Consider the following 19,866-nt stretch of genomic DNA (forward strand, 5'->3'; position numbering starts at 1 on the left):
TAATGCGCATCGGTTTAAGCCGATGCGCATTAATTCAAACTGCCCACGTTTAGTGGTTCGTATCCCAGATTTCTCGCCTACCAGGAGAGGAAAATTATGTCTGAAAAGTTACCCGCACCGCGTGAAGGGCTTTCCGGTAAAGCCATGAGACGTGTCGTTATGGGCAGTTTCGCAGGCGCGTTAATGGAATGGTATGACTTCTTTATTTTTGGCACGGCAGCAGGACTGGTATTTGCACCGCTGTTTTATCCAGACAGCGATCCTTTTATAGGTCTTATAGCTTCCTTTGCGACCTTTGGTGTCGGTTTTCTGACTCGTCCTTTAGGTGGCATCGTCTTTGGTCATTTTGGCGATAAAATAGGGCGAAAAATAACGCTTATCTGGACGTTGGCTATTGTCGGTTGCTCCACATTTTTGATTGGTTTTATTCCGACGTATCAGGAAATTGGGATCTGGGCACCGCTCATATTAATGGTGCTACGTTTAATTCAGGGCTTTGGTCTTGGTGGCGAGTACGGCGGAGCGGCATTGATGACCATAGAATCAGCGCCCGAATCCCGACGCGGATTTTTAGGTTCACTCCCGCAAACGGCTGCGTCTGTGGGTATTATGCTGGCAACCGGTATTTTTGCTCTCTGTAACCATTTTCTTACTTCGGAGCAGTTTCTCTCCTGGGGATGGCGCATTCCGTTTTGGCTTTCTGCGGTGATGTTGATCGTTGGGCTGTTTATCCGCCTGCATACCGAAGAAACGCTGGATTTTCAAAAGCAAAAAACGACGAATAATAAAGAAAAGTCCGTTCCTCCGTTGATTGAATTATTCAAAAAACATCCACGAAATATTTTATTGGCACTGGGTGCGAGGCTGGCGGAAAGTGTCTCCTCTAATATTATTAACGCCTTTGGTATTGTCTATATTTCCAGCCAATTAGCATTGTCGCGAGATATTCCCCTGACGGGTATGTTGATTGCCTCGGCGATCGGTATTTTCAGTTGTCCATTGGTTGGATGGTTATCAGATCGTATAGGTCAAAAAAGTCTGTATTTGTCGGGAGCAGGGTTTTGTGTCCTGTTCGCGTTTCCTTTCTTCTTATTACTGGATAGCAAAAGTACGCTCATCATCTGGTGCAGTATGATCCTTGGCTACAACTTAGGTCCGACGATGATGTTTGCCGTGCAGCCAACACTTTTCACCCGCATGTTCGGTACCAAAGTACGATATACCGGCCTTTCTTTTGCTTATCAATTTTCCGCGATTCTTGGCGGACTAAGCCCCCTTATCGCCTCAAGTTTGCTGGCGCTAGGGGGAGGAAAACCGTGGTATGTCGCTCTGTTTTTATTTGCTGTCTCAGTTCTTTCCTTTGTTTGCGTCTGGCTGATTGAGCCAACCGATGAACAAGAAACCGCTTCTTACCGCTACATCAGGGAACAATCTCATGAAAACTGAACGAAAAAACGAGCATTACCTGGCGCTACAACAGGCGTTTGACGCGCCATGGCCTGGGCCTGTAGGAGAGTTAGTGACGCTGGAAAAAGGCAATATTCACCTGCAGATTTATCCGCATGATGGTGCCAGGATAACCTCGTTAAAGGCATTTGGTTCTGAAGTATTACGCCAATGGCAGCCGCAGCGCAGAGCTTTTCAGTATGGCTGTTTCCCAATGGTGCCGTGGGCAGGGCGACTGGGGAATGCGACGCTGAATGCTGGTGGGCAATGTTATTCTTTACCCGCCAATAAACCACCACATGCGTTGCATGGTATGGCTTGTTACTCAACGTGGGAAATCATCGACAAAACAGCAGATTCCCTGACTTTACGTATGCCCCTGACTTCACCGTGGCCCTGGCAAGGGGAAGTGATTCAGACTTTTTTGCTGGAGAACGATGCGCTGGTTTTGCAACTGGAAGTCCATTCATATGCCGATACATTCCCGGCCTCCGCAGGCTGGCATCCGTGGTTTGCGAAAAAGCTGACTCCGCAAAATACAGAATCGTTGCAGGTGCTTTTTGATGCGGACTGGCAAGAAGAAGCGGGTAGTGATGAACTGCCAACTGGAAATCGTATCTCTCCTCAAGTTGGTCCCTGGGATGACTGTTTTGGTTTTTATGACGGGGTGAAGGTTAAGTTACTGTGGCCTGGTAAACTCGCGATGACCATGACCTCTTCTGCAAACAGTCTGGTGGTATTTGATAAACAGCCCGATGCCACCTGTATTAACCCGCTGACTCAGGCACCTAACGCAATAAATCTAACGCCGGAATTTGTGACACCAGATAAGCCGCTGGTCATCGAAACTCGTTGGCAATTTACACCTGAATCTTAACCATTCATCTATTGCGAAAAAGCCAGTGAAATTACTCTGCTTTTTCGCAATCAGCATCACAAGATTACCCTTATTGCCACATAGCCAAACCCATCCTTTCCCGCTACAGTTAATTTCTTGTGGCGCGAAAGGAGGCAAAAATGCTCTATATCTTTGATTTAGGTAATGTGATTGTCGATATCGACTTTAACCGTGTGCTGGGGGCCTGGAGCGATTTAACGCGTGTTCCACTGGCTACGCTTAAGAAGAGTTTCCACATGGGCGAGGCGTTTCATCAGCATGAGCGTGGGGAAATTAGCGACGAAGCGTTCGCAGAGGCACTGTGTCATGAGATGGCCCTGCCGCTAAGCTATGAGCAGTTCTCCCACGGTTGGCAGGCGGTATTTGTTGCGCTACGACCGGAAGTGATCGCCATCATGCATAAACTGCGTGAGCAGGGGCATCGCGTGGTGGTGCTTTCCAATACTAACCGCCTGCATACTACCTTCTGGCCGGAGGAATACCCGGAAATCCGTGATGCTGCTGACCATATCTATCTGTCGCAAGACTTGGGTATGCGCAAACCTGAAGCACGAATTTATCAGCATGTTTTGCGGGCAGAAGGTTTTTCACCAGACGATACGGTCTTTTTCGACGATAACGCCGATAATATAGAAGGAGCTAATCGGCTAGGCATTACTAGTATTCTGGTGAAAGATAAAACCACCATCCCGGACTATTTCGCGAAGGTGTTATGCTAAAAACCATTCAGGACAAAGCCAGGCATCGTACCCGTCCACTATGGGCCTGGCTAAAACTACTCTGGCAACGCATTGATGAGGACAACATGACAACCCTGGCAGGTAACCTTGCCTATGTGTCGTTGCTCTCATTAGTGCCGCTGGTTGCCGTTGTTTTTGCGCTTTTCGCCGCTTTTCCCATGTTTTCCGACGTCAGCATTCAGTTGCGTCACTTTATTTTTGCCAACTTTCTGCCTGCTACTGGCGATGTTATCCAGCGATATATCGAACAGTTTGTCGCCAATTCCAACAAAATGACCGCCGTCGGGGCGTGCGGGCTGATCGTCACGGCGTTATTGTTGATGTACTCCATCGATAGCGCGTTGAATACCATCTGGCGCAGTAAACGAGCGCGACCCAAAATTTACTCGTTTGCCGTGTACTGGATGATTTTAACGCTGGGGCCGCTGCTGGCAGGGGCCAGTCTGGCGATCAGCTCCTATCTGCTTTCCCTGCGCTGGGCGAGCGATCTCAATACTGTCATCGACAACGTGCTGCGTATTTTTCCGCTGCTGTTATCGTGGATCTCCTTTTGGTTGCTGTACAGCATCGTTCCTACCATTCGCGTACCTAACCGCGACGCGATTGTCGGCGCGTTTGTCGCCGCGCTCCTGTTCGAAGCAGGAAAGAAAGGTTTCGCGCTTTATATCACCATGTTCCCGTCATATCAGCTCATTTACGGCGTGCTGGCGGTGATCCCCATTCTCTTTGTTTGGGTCTACTGGACATGGTGTATCGTCTTGCTTGGCGCGGAAATTACTGTCACTCTCGGGGAATACCGCAAATTAAAACAAGCTGCTGAACAAGAAGAAGACGACGAACCATGATTGCATTAATTCAACGCGTAACCCGTGCCAGCGTCACCGTGGAGGGAGAAGTGACGGGTGAAATTGGCGCGGGACTTTTGGTGTTATTGGGTGTCGAAAAGGATGACGACGAACAGAAAGCAAACCGTCTGTGCGAGCGTGTACTCGGCTACCGCATCTTTAGCGATGCCGAAGGCAAGATGAATCTCAACGTGCAACAGGCGGGCGGCAGTGTACTGGTGGTTTCCCAGTTTACCCTTGCCGCAGATACCGAACGGGGGATGCGCCCAAGTTTCTCCAAAGGCGCATCACCGGATCGCGCAGAGGCGTTATATGACTATTTCGTCGAACGCTGCCGTCAGCAAGATATGAACACGCAAACAGGACGCTTCGCTGCGGATATGCAGGTATCGCTGGTCAATGATGGCCCCGTGACATTCTGGTTGCAGGTATGAGCCAGCTTCCAGGGTTGTCACGGGAAACAAGAGAGAGTATCGCTATGTATCACCTTCGGGTTCCACAAACAGAAGAAGAATTAGAGCGTTACTATCAGTTTCGCTGGGAAATGTTGCGTAAGCCCCTGCATCAACCAAAAGGTTCGGAACGCGACGCGTGGGATGCGATGGCGCATCACCAGATGGTCGTCGACGAGCAGGGTAATCTGGTAGCGGTAGGCCGACTGTATATTAATGCCGACAATGAAGCGTCCATTCGCTTTATGGCCGTTCATCCCGACGTGCAGGACAAAGGGTTAGGCACGCTGATGGCGATGACCCTGGAGTCGGTGGCACGTCAGGAAGGCGTTAAGCGCGTGACCTGTAGCGCCCGTGAAGACGCGGTGGAGTTTTTCGCCAAGCTGGGGTTTGTTAATCAGGGTGAAATCACCACGCCAACCACCACGCCGATTCGCCATTTTCTGATGATTAAACCCGTCGCCACTCTGGATGATATTCTTCATCGCGGCGACTGGTGCGCCCAGCTCCAGCAAGCGTGGTATGAACATATCCCGTTAAGCGAAAAAATGGGTGTGCGCATTCAGCAATATACCGGGCAAAAATTTATCACCACCATGCCGGAAACCGGCAATCAGAATCCGCATCACACGCTGTTTGCCGGGAGTTTATTCTCGCTGGCTACGCTCACCGGTTGGGGGCTTATCTGGCTGATGCTGCGCGAACGCCACCTCGGCGGAACGATTATTCTGGCGGATGCGCATATCCGCTACAGCAAGCCGATTAGCGGAAAACCCCATGCGGTAGCCGACCTTGGTGCCTTAAGTGGCGATCTCGACCGTCTGGCGCGCGGACGAAAAGCACGGGTGCAGATGCAAGTAGAAATCTTTGGCGACGAGACGCCGGGTGCAGTGTTTGAAGGCACGTATATCGTTCTGCCCGCGAAGCCATTTGGCCCGTATGAAGAGGGCGGGAACGAAGAAGAGTAGGGGCGTTTTACTTGACTGAAAAGGTTTTCAATCTGAAAACCTTTTCTGGGCCCTGGTCCGGAGTTACCTTCCCGCTCTCCAGGCAACATCCCGTAACGCCGATCGCGCAGCCTCACTGATACCACCTAACTGAAAAAATCCGTGGATAACGCCAAGGTAGCGTTGGCAGGTGCATTGCACTCCTTGCCCTGTCATGCGGTGATACAACGCTTCACCTTCATCGCAAAGTGGGTCGTATTCAGCGGTAATGATATGTACAGGTGGCAAGCCATTGAAATCATTGCGCCAAATAGGGCTGGCTTCAGGATGCCTGCGTTCAATGCCTGGCAGGTACATCTCAAAGCCGCTCAGTAAAGTGTCGCGTGTGATGATGTAATCGTGACCATTGCGTATGTAGCTTTCGAAATGCGCAGTCGCATCAAGCATAGGATAAATTAAGATGAGTTGTGCTGGTTGCCACTCGCCAGCACGCTTCAATCGCAAAGCAGTTACCAGCGCCAGATGCCCTCCCGCACTGTCACCGGCAAGAGTTATTCGTTGTTTATCAACGCCGAGTCGTTCGGCGTGTTGCCGGACTAATTCTGCACCTCGTTGTGCATCATCATGGGCGGCGGGGAAAGTATGTTCCGGTGCCAGCCGATACTGGACGGCAATAACCCGACATTGCCCGTAATAGGCTAACTGGCGCAGCTGGTTGTCGTGAGTTGCGAACCCGCCGCTAACAAAACAGCCACCGTAGTAATAAATTATCGTCGGGAGTAATGTCGGGGCATTCAGCGGTGACACTATTCGTAAGGTCATCCCTTCAAGTTCGATAGTCTGAATATCTACCCGCGTTTCTGTCTCACCCGCAAGGACAGCGCTGGCGATATAGCCCTCTCTGCGCTGCGTAATACTTTGTTGGCGCGATGAGGGGCGACCCGCAGCGATAAACTCTTCGACTAACTCTGCAATTCCTTTTTCCAGTGCCATAGTAGAACTCATTTTGCTGTATGAATGTACAGTTTTATACACCCGTTTTTGCTGGATGGATACAGGGAAATTCACGGGCGTGAAAAATCTGGAAAGCGCCTCGCAAATGTAAAGACAAACCCGGCAGAGACGTGGTTTTGCTGGAGCACTATCAGTAAGCTAGTGGTTTCAATGGTACGTCAATGACGTACAAAAAGGATTGTTGCTCTAAGCCAATGGCGTATAATTATGCTCTTCATCGAAACGGAAATTTTTACTGAAGATGTTCAAAAACTGCTGAACGACGATGAATTCAGTCGTTTTCAGTTTTTCCTGGCCTTGAATCCTGACTATGGTGAGGTAATACCTGAAACTGGTGGGTTAAGAAAGGTTCGATGGGTCTCAGGAGGAAAGGGGAAACGTGCTGGTGTCAGGGTTATTTACTTTCATCAGGTTAAACATTATGAGATCAGATTACTGCTTATTTATCGTAAGGGTATTAAAGATGATCTGTCTCCCCAGGAAAAAGCAATGCTCCGGTTGTTAAATACGAGGTGGTAAATGGATAAGGCACTTTTTGAGCGGTTGACTCACAGCATGGCCCAGATGAATGAAATTATTGAAGGAACGCGACAGCCTTCACGGACTTTTGAAGTTGATGCTATGAAAATCAAAGAAATACGCCGCGCTTCAGGGTTGTCACAATCTAAATTTGCCGATCTTATTTCCGTAAGCGTAGACACGTTGCGTAACTGGGAGCAGGGGCGACGTTCACCGACCGGGCCTGCAAAGGCTTTGCTGCGAGCGATTGCCAATGATCCGCAACATGTGCTGCAAGCACTTAACCGTTAGAGGCATGGTTATGCCATACAGAAAGCACCAGCATTCAGAACTCCTATGAAAGCGGCATAGTGCCGCCTGTTCAGGAGTTTTGCTATGACCCGTAATCGTGCTGAACGTCGCCATCATATGGTGCGATTAAAAAAAATCCGCTGTCGTTATCGCACTGCAGGCGATGGAAGCAAAAAAGCATCAGGTATTTGCTTTCGTACTCCCTGTATTTGTTCTTGTTGGATGTGTGGGCATCGACGCTATCATAATGGTCCCCGCGTATCGGAAATTCGTGCAAAAGCACGCTATGCGAATTAAGGGAAAATGATGAACTATTTTAAGGAAGCACATTTTTAGAACTCTTAACAGGAGACTAAAAATGTCCACGTTTAATACGCGTAAAGATAGGGATCGTAATGGTAAAGCGAAGCCGCATAAGCATTCAGGGATCCCAACACTTACAGGTAAATGGCGTCACCCTTCAATGGATTGTTGGGTAAACTACAGTACACCGGGCGATCATGAATGGAAGCGGCTCTATACTACGCTTCGCCGTCGCGCAGATGATCGACGCCAATGTCATCGGGTAATGCAGGGGGATGATCCGGAAGGAATCGTCTGGTTCCCGGACTGTTATCCACAAATTTACTACTACTAACAATTAAAGACCGGTTGGTGCGGCACTGACCGGTCGTTATGAATGGTAGATTTCACCTTAACCCCTGGTGCGGTAAAGCTGCTGACTTTTTCGGGTACACCATCCTGATGAAGCAAATGAAGACCCAATCAAAAAAATATTCTTGAATATAAAATATTTATAGCATCCATAATTCATCCTTATTATTTGTTGTTTCTTTTCTGTAGATGTGCCCCCGCTTAATTAAAAGTAATAAACCATTTTTGAGTAACAATTGAAATAACTGCAACTGTTACATTATCTTTGGATGCAGTCTCGCAAAAACAAAACGACATGCAAAAATCCGCTTTTTTTAAATGATTTTTCGGCGTAATTTTCGCACATACATTAATGAGTAATATATGTAAGGTGGTGGCAATGGCGATGAATACGGTTTTTCTTCATTTATCAGAAGAGGCAATTAAACGGCTGAACAAGCTTCGGGGCTGGCGTAAGGTTTCGCGCTCTGCAATTTTACGCGAAGCGGTAGAGCAATATCTGGAGCGTCAGCAATTTCCGGTGCGTAAGGCAAAAAGTGACAGGCAAAGGGGTGAGGTAGTTGGTGTTGAAGAACAGGGTAAGTGGCATGAGGAATGACAAAAAGAGTCGTGCTTATTAACAGCAATGTTTTGTCATTCTGGAACATAAAATCAACATGCCAGATGCCTTTATTCTGGCATCAATCAGATTGAATTTGTGCTCACTAACAGGAAAAATTGATCACAGGGAATGCATAAACTTTATAGATATCGCTCCTGATATCATCCAGGATAATAAACTATCAAAAGCTGTATCTGGACCGGTTTTTACGGAAATCATAAGTGGTAAATTTTTCGTTACATAATATTCTGCTATCGTATTCACTTTTATCGTCATGAGATTTTAGGTAAACATCCTTATGCAACCCATGATTTTTCACAAATAAAACCAGATTAAGATTCGGCTGGTAGTGATTATGTGCTTCATCATAACCAAATAAAAGCTCTTCCCGGCGGCAGAGAAAACAAGCTGTTTTTCCTGGTGCGATTTTTAATTTGATGTGGGGACGTGGGAAATTAGTCCAAAGATTGCCATCGTCATCACACTGGTTAATGTTAAAGCCATAGGGTGCGAAAGAAGCAACTGACGCAGGGTGTACACTAGTTTTAAGCTGGTTTTTGCGGCGAATCCATTCATTAGCAGACAGAAATTCCCCCGCCATGATGACAGCGGTATGAATATTATCCTTCATCCATTTATCCGCTAATTCTCTGGAATTAAATGTGGGTCGGTTAGCGGTAAATGTAAGCGGAAGCGAGGGTAGAGGAAACGGTACAATATCACCTATATCATCATGCCATATATAGTTTGGCCATTGGTTTCCTGGTTGTAGGTGATAACGCAGGGCTTTTGACCCACCGGTATAAAAATGGGCATCTGCTGGTAATGTAGAACGAACAATTCCCTTACCCTTAAAGGCAACTTCTCGCACAAAAAATTCTAAAAATAATACCGGCCAAGGAAGAGTAAGTTTGTTAATCATAGTCGAAATCCTTCATTATTATGCTTATTCAGACAGTATCTTTGAGCTTCTGGAACGTTTATCCATTTCTTTTGGCCATTTAAATAGCCAATTGTTTCTTAAAAAAATAAATGGTTGTGGTTTGTTCTTTGCACCAGACACAGTTTTATAAGCCATATAATTATGGCAATAAAGCCATATTTGGGGGATATAGTTCTTTTGTCTTGCCATTTCTTGTGCACTCCACGGTGCACGGGTTGTATAAACGCGTGTCTGTCGCAGTGCATTTATATCATTTTCTCTATTAACTACCAGATGTAATCCATTGTAAGGCATACTTTTACTGAAATGTCTACTCACCTCCCAACCTTCAACATCTTTCCAGTCATATTCATGAAAAGTGAGTTTTATTTTTCCAAAGAAGATATTGCCTTCAATAATTAAATCTGAAACATAAATTTTTTGTGTTTTTCTGTTAAATCTTATAGGAAGATAATGTGGCGTGAAAAAAGCAATTTTTGCAGCGCCAGGTAATATAAAACAGCCAAGCACAAATGCAAGTAGATACAGAAATAACAAGTCACTATTAAAGCCCATCTCATAAAATGAGAATGCAACAATAGATAATATCGAGATGGAAAGTAGTGAAAGCATAAATCCCAGGAATACATAACCGGCAACCATCCAGAATGGTGAGCGTCTGAACTCCATATAGATATCATTAACTTCGGTATACCACGGCATTTCTGGCGCAGAAAGGTTTTCCCTGGCGTGAATGGGTAGCAGACTTAACTCTAAATTCTTAGAAGTGATGGGCCTACCGCCTACTTCCTTAATTTCTCTGGCAAAAAATTTTTGCATTTCGGTGTAAGAAATTGATTCGTTTTTATTCATTATATCTGTTCCGTTCCCTGACGACTTATCGTTTTTTCTTGGTAGATGACATTAAGCTATTGGATGTGAGAAAGGCAACTTTATAGAGTAAATTCAGAAAGAGTAGAAATTTTCACACGACTGTTTTCACTTCCATTTTTTACTGGTTTTCGTAATAACTGCAACTGTTACATCGTATCTGGAAAACGCCTCGCAAAAATAAAAAGTGATGCGTAAATGCGCTTTCTTTAAAGATTCGACAAGGGTACTTTTCTCTCCATAGATTCAAAATGATATTGGCGAGATATTTATGAACCCTCTGGCAGGTATGGATATGAGCAGAATTTTACTCGATTTATCGAATGAGGTGATTAAGCAACTTGATGATCTTGAGGTGCAGCGTAATCTTCCGCGTGCAGACCTATTACGGGAAGCGGTAGATCAATACCTGGTAAATCAATCGCAAACAGCAAGAACCAGTGTTCCTGGCATCTGGCAAGGGTGTGAGGAAGATGGTGTCGAATACCTGCGTAAGCTGCGCGAGAAATGGTAATGGCAAAAAGATTTGGCTATTTGATATCGATATCCTTATCGATTTTCTCAGCGTGAAAATTGAGGCCAAACAGGCACTGGCGGCATAGCTTGAGGAGGTAACGCGGAATACGAGAGATAGTGTCGTCACACCCTATGAACTGTAATCCGGGCGACCTGCGCCACCCGGAAAACGTCAGAGATTACTCCCCTTCACCCGGAAACAGGAACGGGTTGATGGAACTACGGGCATAGCCTTCTTGCTCCATTCGCGCGTCCAGTACCAGAGAGGCGAGGTCATCTGCCACGGCTTCAACTTTCGGTTCTTTTTCCTGATAAAGAATCTTCAGGTAAGTGCCGCAGTCATCGCAGCTTTCGGCTTTAATCGCGGCCTGTTCGTCATCCAGCGACCAGTAATGCAGTTTGCCGCTCTGTTCACAGTTGCTGCATTTTACGCGCACTACGTGCCATTCAGTTTCACACAGGTTGCAGTGCAGGTAACGCAGACCCTGAGTGGTGCCAATTTGCACCATGCTGGACACCGGCATAGAGCCACATACCGGGCAATATTGACGTTGTTCGCCGTATTCAGCGCGGGCTTTGCCGGGGATCAGATTAGCCATCTGCGCCCAGTAGAGCGACAGCGCAGCCCAGATAAACGGCGCTTTATCGCTGCTGACGGACGAGAAATCAGAGGCAAACAGTGCGCTGGCCATATCTTCCAGCTCCTGAGTCGATGCCTTCTCCAGATTCTCAATCACTGCCAGCGCCGGGCCGCTCATTTCAGGTTTCAGCTCAGCAATCAGCGCCATCAGCAGCTTTTGCCAGTGCTTATCACGCGGCAGAACGTGAATATCCAGCGGGGGCTTGCCTTGTGCGCTGGCTTCTTTAATGCGCGTGGTCAGATCCATCTCCAGCGGATGGTCGTACAGCACCACTTCCTGGGCGTGGGCGATAAGCGCAGCAAAGCGCAGGTAATCACCCAGCGGATTATGTTCTGCCAGCTCGCGCAGACGCTCGGCGCGGCGGTTGTATAAATTCTTGAGCCGAGGGAACAATAACGGCGGAATCATATCCGCCGTACGTTTCTCGCTCGAACCCAGCTCATCTTGCGGGATTATGCGAATACTCATTCAGCTTTCTTTTCCGTTGTCTTGCGGACCTCACGGTACCAGCGCGGGTGATGTTTCTTTGCCCATGCGCTGGTCACCCATCCTTCCACCATGGCGGTAATCGTGCCTTTCACCCAAAGGGCGGCGTAGATATGCACCATGATAACCACAATTAACGCCACTGCGGCAAATGAATGCAGCATTAACGCGAATCGGATCACCGGGATTGAGAAAGCAGGCGCAAAATAAGGACGCCAGATAATCACGCCGCTCACCAGCAACAGGACCAGGAAAATAATCGCCGCCCAGAAAACGCATTTCTGACCGAAGTTATAACGCCCGGTGTCACCTACTTCCTCGTTGACGACGATCTTACGAATATTCTTCGCCCAAAAGATATCATCCCGATTGATTAGGTTGTGATGCCAGTAACGGAAAAACATGATGATGAACGAGGCAAACATAACCACGCCGACAAACGGATGCAGAATTCGTGCCAGCTGCGGTGTGCCCATGATTTGCATCAACCAGTTGAAGGACGGGAACAAAAAGCCCAGCCCGCTCACCGCCGCCAGGATGAAGCAGAAGGCGGTGATCCAGTGGTTGATACGTTCCGGCGCGGTGTAGCGCACGATGGTGTCACGTCGTTTCATTTGCGCTCCTCGTCTTTCTCTTCGTGCAGATTATTCTCTTCCTCATCCGCACGGTTCGGACCGACACCCACGTAGTGGAAGATACTGGCTGCGAAGGTAGCCGCAAAGCCAACAGCTGCGAGTGGTTTCCAGATGCCTTTCCAGAATTTCACGGTTTCGCTGATTTCCGGGTTCTCCGGCAAGCCATGATACAGATTTGGCTTGTCAGCATGGTGCAGTACGTACATAACGTGTGTACCACCGACGCCTGCCGGATCGTACAGACCCGCATTGTCGTAACCGCGGGTTTTCAGCTCCGCCACGCGCTCGCTCGCCAGCGTTTTCATCGACTCTTTCGTACCGAAGTGAATCGCGCCCGTTGGGCAGGTCTTCACGCAGGCCGGTTCTTGCCCAACCACCACGCGGTCAACGCACAACGTACATTTGTAGACGCGGTTGTCTTCCGGGTTGAGGCGTGGCACGTTGAACGGGCACCCTGCGATGCAATAACCGCAGCCGATGCACTGCTCGGACTGGAAGTCGACGATACCATTGGCATACTGAATAATTGCCCCTTCCGCCGGGCATGCTTTCAGGCAGCCTGGATCGGAACAGTGCATACAGCCGTCTTTGCGGATCAGCCATTCCAGTTTGTCGTTCTGCTCCACTTCCGAGAATCGCATCACCGTCCACGATTTGGCACTTAAATCATTGGGGTTGTCGTACACCCCAATGTTATTGCCGACGGTATCGCGAATGTCGTTCCACTCTGAACACGCCACCTGACAGGCTTTACAGCCGATACAGGTGGTAACGTCGATGAGTTTCGCCACTTCTTCCTGGAAGTCCCGCGCCTGAGGCGCGGGGGTCAGACCGTTAGTCGCGGAACGACGAATGATATCTTGCGATTGATAAGCCATATGTCGTCTCCGTTACACCTTTTCCACATTCACAAGGAAGGACTTAAACTCCGGCGTCTGCGTGTTCGCATCACCGACGAATGGCGTCAACGTATTGGCAATAAAGCCTTTTTTCGCAACACCTTCATAGCCCCAGTGAATCGGAATACCGATGGTATCGATATCTTTGCCGTTTGCTTTCAGCGTGCGAATACGTTTGGTCACTACCGCTTTGGCTTTGATATAGCCACGGTTGGAGGAGACTTTCACAGTATCGCCCTGGGCAATGCCAAGTTTATTCGCCAGCGACTCCCCGATTTCCACAAACTGCTCTGGTTGCAAAATCGCGTTCAACAGCGCGTGTTTGGTCCAGTAGTGGAAGTGCTCGGTCAGACGATAGGTGGTTCCGACATACGGGAACTTATCGGCTTTCCCCAATGCTTCGGCATCGTCTTTAAAGATACGCGCCGCCGGATTCGAGATAACGTTTGGATGCAGCGGGTTAGTTCCCAGCGGCGTTTCAAACGGCTCGTAGTGTTCCGGGAACGGACCTTCCGCCATCTTATCGAGGGCAAACAGACGCCCCATGCCTTCCTGCTGCATGATAAACGGCCCGACGCCACTGCCCGGAGGCGCTGCGCTGTAGTCCGGAATATCCCAGCCGGTCCACTTAGTGCCGTCCCATTTCAGCAACTGACGCTTCGGATCCCACGGGTTACCCTGCGGATCTGCGGAGGCGCGGTTATACAGAATGCGGCGGTTAAGCGGCCATGCCCATGCCCAGCCCAGCGTGTTACCGAGGCCAGACGGATCGGCGTTATCACGACGCGCCATCTGGTTGCCTTCTGGCGTCCAGCTACCGGCGAAAATCCAGCAGCCACAGGAGGTTGTACCGTCATCGCGCAGTTGAGCGAACGAGCTAAGTTGTTGGCCTTTCTTGACAATAACCGCACCGGTTGCCGGATCGGTAATATCGGCCAGCGCCTTACCGTTGCTCTCCATCGCCACTTCTTCCGACTTCGGCTCATGCGGGATGGCGTAGTTCCAGGTCATGTTCAGCACCTGGTCCGGGTTCGCGCCACCCTGTTCGGCATACATCTTGCGCAAGCGCAGGAAGATACCGGAGAGGATCTCGCCATCAGTCAGCGCAATCCCCGGGGCGTCCGCACCTTTCCAGTGCCACTGCAACCAGCGACCAGAGTTAACGATTGAACCGTTCTCTTCCGCGAAGCAGGTCGATGGCAGACGGAACACTTCGGTCTGGATCTTCGACGAGTCAACTTCGTTCAGTTCACCGTGGTTCTGCCAGAAGTTAGAGGTTTCAGTGTTCAGCGGGTCGATAGTCACGAGGAATTTCAGCTTCGACAGACAGCCGATCACTTTGTTTTTGTTCGGGAATGAGGCAACAGGGTTAAAGCCCTGGCAGATATAGCCATTGACCTTGCCCTCTTTCATCATCTCGAAGTATTGCAGGACGTCGTAGCCTTTATCCCACTTCGGCAACCAGTCAAAGCCCCAGCTATTTTCCGCCGTCGCTTTATCACCAAAGAAGGCCTTCATCATAGAGACGAAGAATTTCGGGTAGTTGCCCCAGTAGTTAACCTGGCCTTCCAGCAGTGGTTTCGGCGTGTTGGCGGTAAGGTAAGTTTGCAGATCGGTCTGCTTCTCGCTTGGCAGCGTCATGTAACCTGGCAGACTCTGCGACAGCAGCCCCAGGTCCGTCAGCCCCTGAATATTGGAGTGACCGCGCAGGGCGTTAACGCCGCCGCCAGCCATCCCCATATTGCCGAGCAGCAACTGGATCATCGCCATCGTACGGATGTTCTGCGCACCGATGGAGTGTTGCGTCCAGCCGAGGGCGTAAAGGAACGAGGCAGTTTTATCGTGAGCACTGGTCTCTGCGATGTATTCGCAGACTTTCAGGAATGCGTCTTTTGGCGTACCGCAGATGTTTTCAACCACATCTGGCGTGTAGCGGGAAACGTGCTGTTTCAGCAAGTTCCACACGCAACGTGGATGTTGCAGGGTAGTATCGCGTTTGGCGAAGCCGTTTTCGTCCAGTTCGTAAGTCCAGGTGGACTTATCGTACTTGCGTTTTTCCGCGTCGTAGCCGGTGAACAGGCCATCTTCAAAGCCGTAATCCTCACGCACGATCAGGCTAGCGTTGGTATAGGCTTCGGTGTATTCGCGGTTGAATTTTTCATTGTTCAGCAGGTACAGCAATACGCCTGACAGGAAAGCAATGTCAGTACCGGAACGGATAGGGGCATAGTAGTCAGCCACCGCCGCTGTACGCGTAAAGCGAGGATCGATCACAATCAGCTTCGCGCCGTTGTGAATTTTGGCTTCCATCGCCCAGCGGAACCCGACCGGGTGAGCTTCAGCGGCGTTACCGCCCATCACCACGACGAGGTTGGCATTCTTGATGTCGACCCAGTGGTTGGTCATCGCACCGCGACCAAATGTTGGAGCAAGACTTGCTACCGTTGGTCCGTGTCAGACACGCGCCTGGTTGTCGACCGCGAGCATACCCAGCGCGCGGGAGAATTTTTGCGTTAAATAGCCGGTTTCGTTGCTCGACGCGGAAGCACACAGCATCCCGGTGGAGAGCCAGCGGTTAACAGTCACGCCTTCGGCGTTTTGCGCAATGTAGTTTGCATCGCGGTCTTCTTTCATCAGTTTGGCGATGCGATCAAACGCCTCTTCCCAACTGATTTGCTGCCATTTATCAGAACCTGGCGCACGGTATTCCGGAAACTTCAGACGGCTTTCGGAGTGGATGAAATCCACCAGGCCAGCGCCTTTCGGACAAAGTGCTCCGCGGTTGACCGGGTGATCCGGGTCACCTTCGATATGGAAGATAGATGCTTTGGCGTTTTTTGCTCCGTCACCGAGGCTGTACATCAACAGCCCACAGCCTACGGAACAATAGGTGCAGGTATTACGGGTTTCGCGGGTGCGCAGCAGTTTATACTGCCGGGTTTCCGCGAGTGCTACGCTGGGTGCAAAACCCAGTGCCGCTGCCGTGGTGCCTGCCATACCGCCAGCGCAGATCTTAAAGAACTGCCTTCTGCTGACCTGCATGGATTGCTCCTTGTTTCGACATTGTCACGTCCCATTTACATTCGCTTGCTGCGTGTGCAGGGAGTGGGAGTTATTTTTCTTTGCGGAAGGGGCCGCAAAGGTCCAGAATTGGCTCAATTTCCCTCCATCCAGGAAGGGTTTGTAACAGAATACCATAATGTTGGTGTGTGTGTTCTTATCTGGTTAATAGAAAGTGAAAAAAACACAGCAAAAAGAAATCGAGAATGTGACAAATATCACAGGTGTTCGTCAAATTGAGTTATGGCGGCGTGATGATTTACAACACCCACGGTTAGATGAGGTGGCGGAAGAAGTTCCCGTTGCGCTGGTCTACAACGGCATTTCGCACGTGGTGATGATGGCGTCGCCCAAAGACCTTGAGTACTTTGCGCTCGGTTTTTCGCTTTCCGAAGGAATTATCGAAAGCCCGCGCGATATCTTCGGCATGGATGTCGTTCCTTCCTGTAATGGCCTGGAAGTACAAATTGAGCTTTCCAGCCGCCGCTTTATGGGGTTGAAGGAACGTCGCCGGGCGCTGGCGGGACGTACGGGCTGTGGCGTATGCGGTGTAGAACAGCTTAACGATATCGGTAAACCGGTGCAGCCGCTGCCGTTCACCCAGACGTTTGATCTCAACAAACTGGATGATGCATTACGTCATCTCAATGATTTCCAGCCAGTGGGGCAACTGACTGGTTGTACTCACGCCGCTGCATGGATGTTGCCATCTGGCGAACTGGTCGGCGGGCATGAAGACGTGGGTCGCCATGTGGCGCTGGACAAACTGTTAGGCCGCCGATCACAAGAAGGGGAAAGCTGGCAGCAAGGTGCGGTGCTGGTTTCCAGCCGTGCCAGTTATGAAATGGTGCAAAAGTCGGCGATGTGCGGCGTAGAGATTTTGTTTGCGGTGTCTGCCGCGACCACACTTGCTGTAGAAGTGGCTGAGCGCTGTAATCTGACGCTGGTGGGCTTTTGTAAACCGGGTCGGGCGACGGTTTATACCCATCCGCAGCGTTTGAGCAATTAATTAAAATAAGTCCTGCGATATATATTAAATTACAGGACTTATTCATTTCGTGAATTTTGTTATTTTTTTATAAACAAAACGCGTGTAGTGGCGTTAATGCCTGCGCTGCAACCTATTGATGGCGTGGCGGTGAGTTATATTGATGCTGCCGTAGCGTTGGGTAATACCATTAACGAAATGGATAAATATTACACCCAGGAAAATTATAAAGACGATGCGTTTGCGAAAGGGAAAACATTCCACTACTACTCTCTGGCAGTCATGATTTCAGCGAAACAAATTAATAACCTGATATCGCAAGATAAGTTTGATGCAGAAGCGGCAATGAAGAAAGTGTCTGAACTGGAAACGCTGGTGGCGCAAGCCAAAGAAGCGGATAAAAGCGGCATGAATTTCTCGTTTATTAATTCGGCAGGCCAGTATCAACTCGAGGCTAAAAAATACGTTCGCCGCATCAGAGATAAAGTCCCGTACTCTGACTGGGATAAAGAGCAACTTCAGGACGCAAACTCAAGCTGGATGGCCGAAGACTCATTTCCACGAGCGTTATGCGATTACAACGAAATGGTCGATGAAATATTTCAGTTAATTGTAATCGCGGGGCGGGTTTGTGATGAGCACGGATATGTCACGAAGTCGTAACAATATAAAGCAGAGTGAAGGATAAATTTTGTGAATAAAGTATCATTATTTAATGATTTTGTGAATGTTAAAATATCTCAGATAATTTGTTTAAGCGTTATTTATATTTGTGGCTTATGAGTCAGCGTGAATCATATCTAATATTTTTTACGATATTTAGTTAAAAACGGCACTATTGTTATATTCCTCACGTTCCAGGAAATCAGCGGATTTACTCATATTATATGGCGGGATACTATCCATCGGCCTGCTGAAGTTGGATTAAAAATTCGAAAGTGCACACCTTATATTTCTCTATATACGTATTCCTTTTGGAAAGCGTAGGGTCTCCTTTATTTCAGGGAACGTAAATAATGAAAAAATCGACATTATCTTTAGCCATCGGTTTATTATTGGCATGTAGTACCGGTATGGCAAAAACACAGCATTTAACGCTGGAACAACGCATGGCATTGCTGGAAGAACGCCTGGAAGCGGCAGAAATGCGGGCAGCAAAAGCAGAGGGGCAGGTTAAACAGCTTCAGACACAACAAGCCGCCGAGATCCGCGAAATTAAAACCGCACAGGGCAACACGCCGGTAAACGGTCAATCAACGACGGAGTCAGAGAAGAAAAACGCCACCCCGCCTAATCTCCTGCTTTCAGGGTATGGCGATTTAAAAATCTACGGTGACGTAGAATTTAATATGGATGCGGAAAGTAATCATGGCCTGCTGGCAATGACCAACGCTGATGTGAATAGCGATCCCACTAATGAACAGTGGAATCTCAATGGTCGTATTCTGTTAGGTTTTGATGGTATGCGAAAACTGGATAATGGCTATTTCGCTGGGTTCTCCGCACAACCGCTGGGGGATATGCACGGTTCAGTAAATATCGATGATGCGGTTTTCTTCTTTGGCAAAGAAAACGACTGGAAGGTCAAAGTAGGCCGTTTTGAAGCCTACGATATGTTCCCGCTGAATCAGGATACCTTTGTTGAACATTCCGGTAATACTGCGAACGATCTTTATGACGATGGCAGCGGTTATATCTATATGATGAAAGAGGGCCGCGGGCGTTCTAACGCTGGCGGTAATTTCCTCGTCAGCAAACAACTCGATAACTGGTATTTTGAATTAAACACGTTACTGGAAGACGGAACATCTTTATATAACGACGGTAATTATCATGGACGCGATATGGAACAGCAGAAAAATGTTGCTTATCTGCGTCCGGTAATTGCCTGGTCGCCGACGGAAGAATTCACCGTTTCCGCAGCGATGGAAGCGAACGTGGTAAATAATGCTTATGGTTATACCGATAGCAAGGGTAATTTTGTCGATCAGTCCGATCGTACCGGTTATGGCATGAGCATGACCTGGAATGGCCTGAAAACCGATCCGGAAAATGGCATCGTGGTTAATCTTAATACCGCCTATTTAGATGCTAATAATGAGAAAGATTTCACCGCTGGGATTAACGCGCTGTGGAAACGTTTCGAGCTGGGTTATATCTACGCACATAATAAGATTGATGAATTTAGTGGCGTGGTTTGTGATAACGATTGCTGGATTGATGATGAAGGAACATACAACATTCACACCATTCATGCGTCTTATCAGTTCGCTAATGTGATGGATATGGAGAACTTTAATATTTACCTCGGCACGTATTACTCCATTCTGGATAGCGACGGCGATAAGATACACGGCGACGATAGTGATGACCGTTACGGCGCACGCGTTCGCTTTAAATACTTCTTCTGATGAAAGGGCG

General features: G+C 48.6%; 20 protein-coding genes and 1 pseudogene. 14 read left to right on the forward strand and 7 right to left on the reverse strand.

Annotated features, from left to right (window positions below; translation table 11 throughout):
- The first annotated feature begins 96 nt into the window (after positions 1 to 96).
- The 6 genes from ACJHX4_RS22085 (at position 97) to fabY (ending at position 5,349) form a co-directional block, all read left to right on the forward strand.
- Positions 97 to 1,446 (forward strand): MFS transporter, encoded by a 1,350-nt coding sequence (locus ACJHX4_RS22085; RefSeq protein WP_001291196.1) that lies wholly within the window; start codon positions 97 to 99, stop codon positions 1,444 to 1,446.
- Complete coding sequence (locus ACJHX4_RS22090; RefSeq protein WP_001296609.1) at positions 1,436 to 2,323, forward strand: aldose 1-epimerase; 888 nt, start codon at positions 1,436 to 1,438, stop codon at positions 2,321 to 2,323. The genes ACJHX4_RS22085 and ACJHX4_RS22090 overlap by 11 nt, the downstream gene beginning before the upstream one ends.
- 140 nt (positions 2,324 to 2,463) lie before the next feature.
- Complete coding sequence (gene yihX / locus ACJHX4_RS22095; RefSeq protein WP_001296610.1) at positions 2,464 to 3,063, forward strand: glucose-1-phosphatase; 600 nt, start codon at positions 2,464 to 2,466, stop codon at positions 3,061 to 3,063.
- Positions 3,057 to 3,929 (forward strand): virulence factor BrkB family protein, encoded by an 873-nt coding sequence (locus tag ACJHX4_RS22100; RefSeq protein WP_000920762.1) that lies wholly within the window; start codon positions 3,057 to 3,059, stop codon positions 3,927 to 3,929. The genes yihX and ACJHX4_RS22100 overlap by 7 nt, the downstream gene beginning before the upstream one ends.
- Positions 3,926 to 4,363: a D-aminoacyl-tRNA deacylase gene (gene dtd, locus ACJHX4_RS22105; protein WP_000560981.1), complete on the forward strand. Its 438-nt coding sequence runs from the start codon at positions 3,926 to 3,928 to the stop codon at positions 4,361 to 4,363. The genes ACJHX4_RS22100 and dtd overlap by 4 nt, the downstream gene beginning before the upstream one ends.
- A gap of 44 nt (positions 4,364 to 4,407) precedes the next feature.
- Entirely contained in the window at positions 4,408 to 5,349 is a 942-nt protein-coding gene (gene fabY, locus ACJHX4_RS22110; protein WP_001297068.1) for a fatty acid biosynthesis protein FabY, read from the forward strand.
- Positions 5,350 to 5,412: 63 nt separating this feature from the next.
- Here the strand turns inward: fabY and ACJHX4_RS22115 are convergent, their stop codons facing one another.
- The gene (locus ACJHX4_RS22115; protein WP_001385591.1) at positions 5,413 to 6,321 is read right to left on the reverse strand and encodes an alpha/beta hydrolase; all 909 of its coding nucleotides are present in this window, start codon (positions 6,319 to 6,321) and stop codon (positions 5,413 to 5,415) included.
- Positions 6,322 to 6,549: 228 nt separating this feature from the next.
- On the opposite strand from ACJHX4_RS22115, the gene ACJHX4_RS22120 reads away from it, so the two are divergent.
- The 4 genes from ACJHX4_RS22120 to ACJHX4_RS22135 all read left to right on the forward strand — a co-directional run bounded on the left by ACJHX4_RS22120 (position 6,550) and on the right by ACJHX4_RS22135 (position 8,404).
- Complete coding sequence (locus tag ACJHX4_RS22120; protein WP_000897302.1) at positions 6,550 to 6,861, forward strand: hypothetical protein; 312 nt, start codon at positions 6,550 to 6,552, stop codon at positions 6,859 to 6,861.
- Entirely contained in the window at positions 6,862 to 7,152 is a 291-nt protein-coding gene (gene nadS, locus ACJHX4_RS22125) for a NadS family protein (RefSeq protein ID WP_000356397.1), read from the forward strand.
- Positions 7,153 to 7,510: 358 nt separating this feature from the next.
- Positions 7,511 to 7,789 (forward strand): hypothetical protein, encoded by a 279-nt coding sequence (locus tag ACJHX4_RS22130; protein ID WP_001296612.1) that lies wholly within the window; start codon positions 7,511 to 7,513, stop codon positions 7,787 to 7,789.
- 396 nt (positions 7,790 to 8,185) lie between these two features.
- Entirely contained in the window at positions 8,186 to 8,404 is a 219-nt protein-coding gene (locus tag ACJHX4_RS22135; protein WP_001251293.1) for a CopG family transcriptional regulator, read from the forward strand.
- 184 nt (positions 8,405 to 8,588) lie between these two features.
- On the opposite strand, the gene ACJHX4_RS22140 is transcribed toward ACJHX4_RS22135, so the two are convergent.
- Entirely contained in the window at positions 8,589 to 9,329 is a 741-nt protein-coding gene (locus ACJHX4_RS22140; protein WP_000608806.1) for a hypothetical protein, read from the reverse strand.
- A gap of 24 nt (positions 9,330 to 9,353) precedes the next feature.
- Entirely contained in the window at positions 9,354 to 10,202 is an 849-nt protein-coding gene (locus ACJHX4_RS22145) for a DUF6708 domain-containing protein (RefSeq protein WP_001038650.1), read from the reverse strand.
- A gap of 289 nt (positions 10,203 to 10,491) precedes the next feature.
- Here ACJHX4_RS22145 and ACJHX4_RS22150 point away from each other — a divergent pair, with 289 nt between their 5' ends.
- On the forward strand, positions 10,492 to 10,734 hold the full coding sequence (locus ACJHX4_RS22150; RefSeq protein ID WP_001068514.1) for a CopG family transcriptional regulator: 243 nt from the start codon (positions 10,492 to 10,494) through the stop codon (positions 10,732 to 10,734).
- Positions 10,735 to 10,915: 181 nt separating this feature from the next.
- Here ACJHX4_RS22150 and fdhE read toward each other — a convergent pair whose 3' ends face one another.
- From fdhE to fdnG, 4 genes are read right to left on the reverse strand one after another with little or no spacing between them, the layout of a single operon-like run.
- The gene (gene fdhE, locus ACJHX4_RS22155) at positions 10,916 to 11,845 is read right to left on the reverse strand and encodes a formate dehydrogenase accessory protein FdhE (protein ID WP_000027696.1); all 930 of its coding nucleotides are present in this window, start codon (positions 11,843 to 11,845) and stop codon (positions 10,916 to 10,918) included.
- Positions 11,842 to 12,477: a formate dehydrogenase cytochrome b556 subunit gene (fdoI, locus tag ACJHX4_RS22160; protein ID WP_000829013.1), complete on the reverse strand. Its 636-nt coding sequence runs from the start codon at positions 12,475 to 12,477 to the stop codon at positions 11,842 to 11,844. The genes fdhE and fdoI overlap by 4 nt, the downstream gene beginning before the upstream one ends.
- Positions 12,474 to 13,376, reverse strand: coding sequence for a formate dehydrogenase O subunit beta (fdoH, locus tag ACJHX4_RS22165; RefSeq protein WP_000331383.1), 903 nt, complete (start codon positions 13,374 to 13,376; stop codon positions 12,474 to 12,476). Before fdoH ends, fdoI begins: the two co-directional genes overlap by 4 nt.
- Positions 13,377 to 13,388: 12 nt before the next feature.
- Positions 13,389 to 16,439: a formate dehydrogenase-N subunit alpha gene (fdnG, locus tag ACJHX4_RS22170; protein WP_077633686.1), complete on the reverse strand. Its 3,051-nt coding sequence runs from the start codon at positions 16,437 to 16,439 to the stop codon at positions 13,389 to 13,391.
- 193 nt (positions 16,440 to 16,632) lie between these two features.
- Here fdnG and fdhD point away from each other — a divergent pair, with 193 nt between their 5' ends.
- The 3 genes and pseudogenes from fdhD to ACJHX4_RS22185 all read left to right on the forward strand — a co-directional run bounded on the left by fdhD (position 16,633) and on the right by ACJHX4_RS22185 (position 19,856).
- Entirely contained in the window at positions 16,633 to 17,466 is an 834-nt protein-coding gene (gene fdhD, locus ACJHX4_RS22175; RefSeq protein WP_000753589.1) for a formate dehydrogenase accessory sulfurtransferase FdhD, read from the forward strand.
- Between the two features lie 87 nt (positions 17,467 to 17,553).
- Positions 17,554 to 18,108: pseudogene (locus ACJHX4_RS22180) on the forward strand (DUF3829 domain-containing protein); the annotation flags it as partial.
- A 353-nt stretch (positions 18,109 to 18,461) separates the two neighbouring features.
- Complete coding sequence (locus ACJHX4_RS22185) at positions 18,462 to 19,856, forward strand: carbohydrate porin (protein ID WP_000749934.1); 1,395 nt, start codon at positions 18,462 to 18,464, stop codon at positions 19,854 to 19,856.
- The last annotated feature ends 10 nt before the right edge of the window (positions 19,857 to 19,866 follow it).

This window comes from Escherichia sp. WS2035 (assembly GCF_046487065.1).
GTDB lineage: Bacteria > Pseudomonadota > Gammaproteobacteria > Enterobacterales > Enterobacteriaceae > Escherichia > Escherichia coli.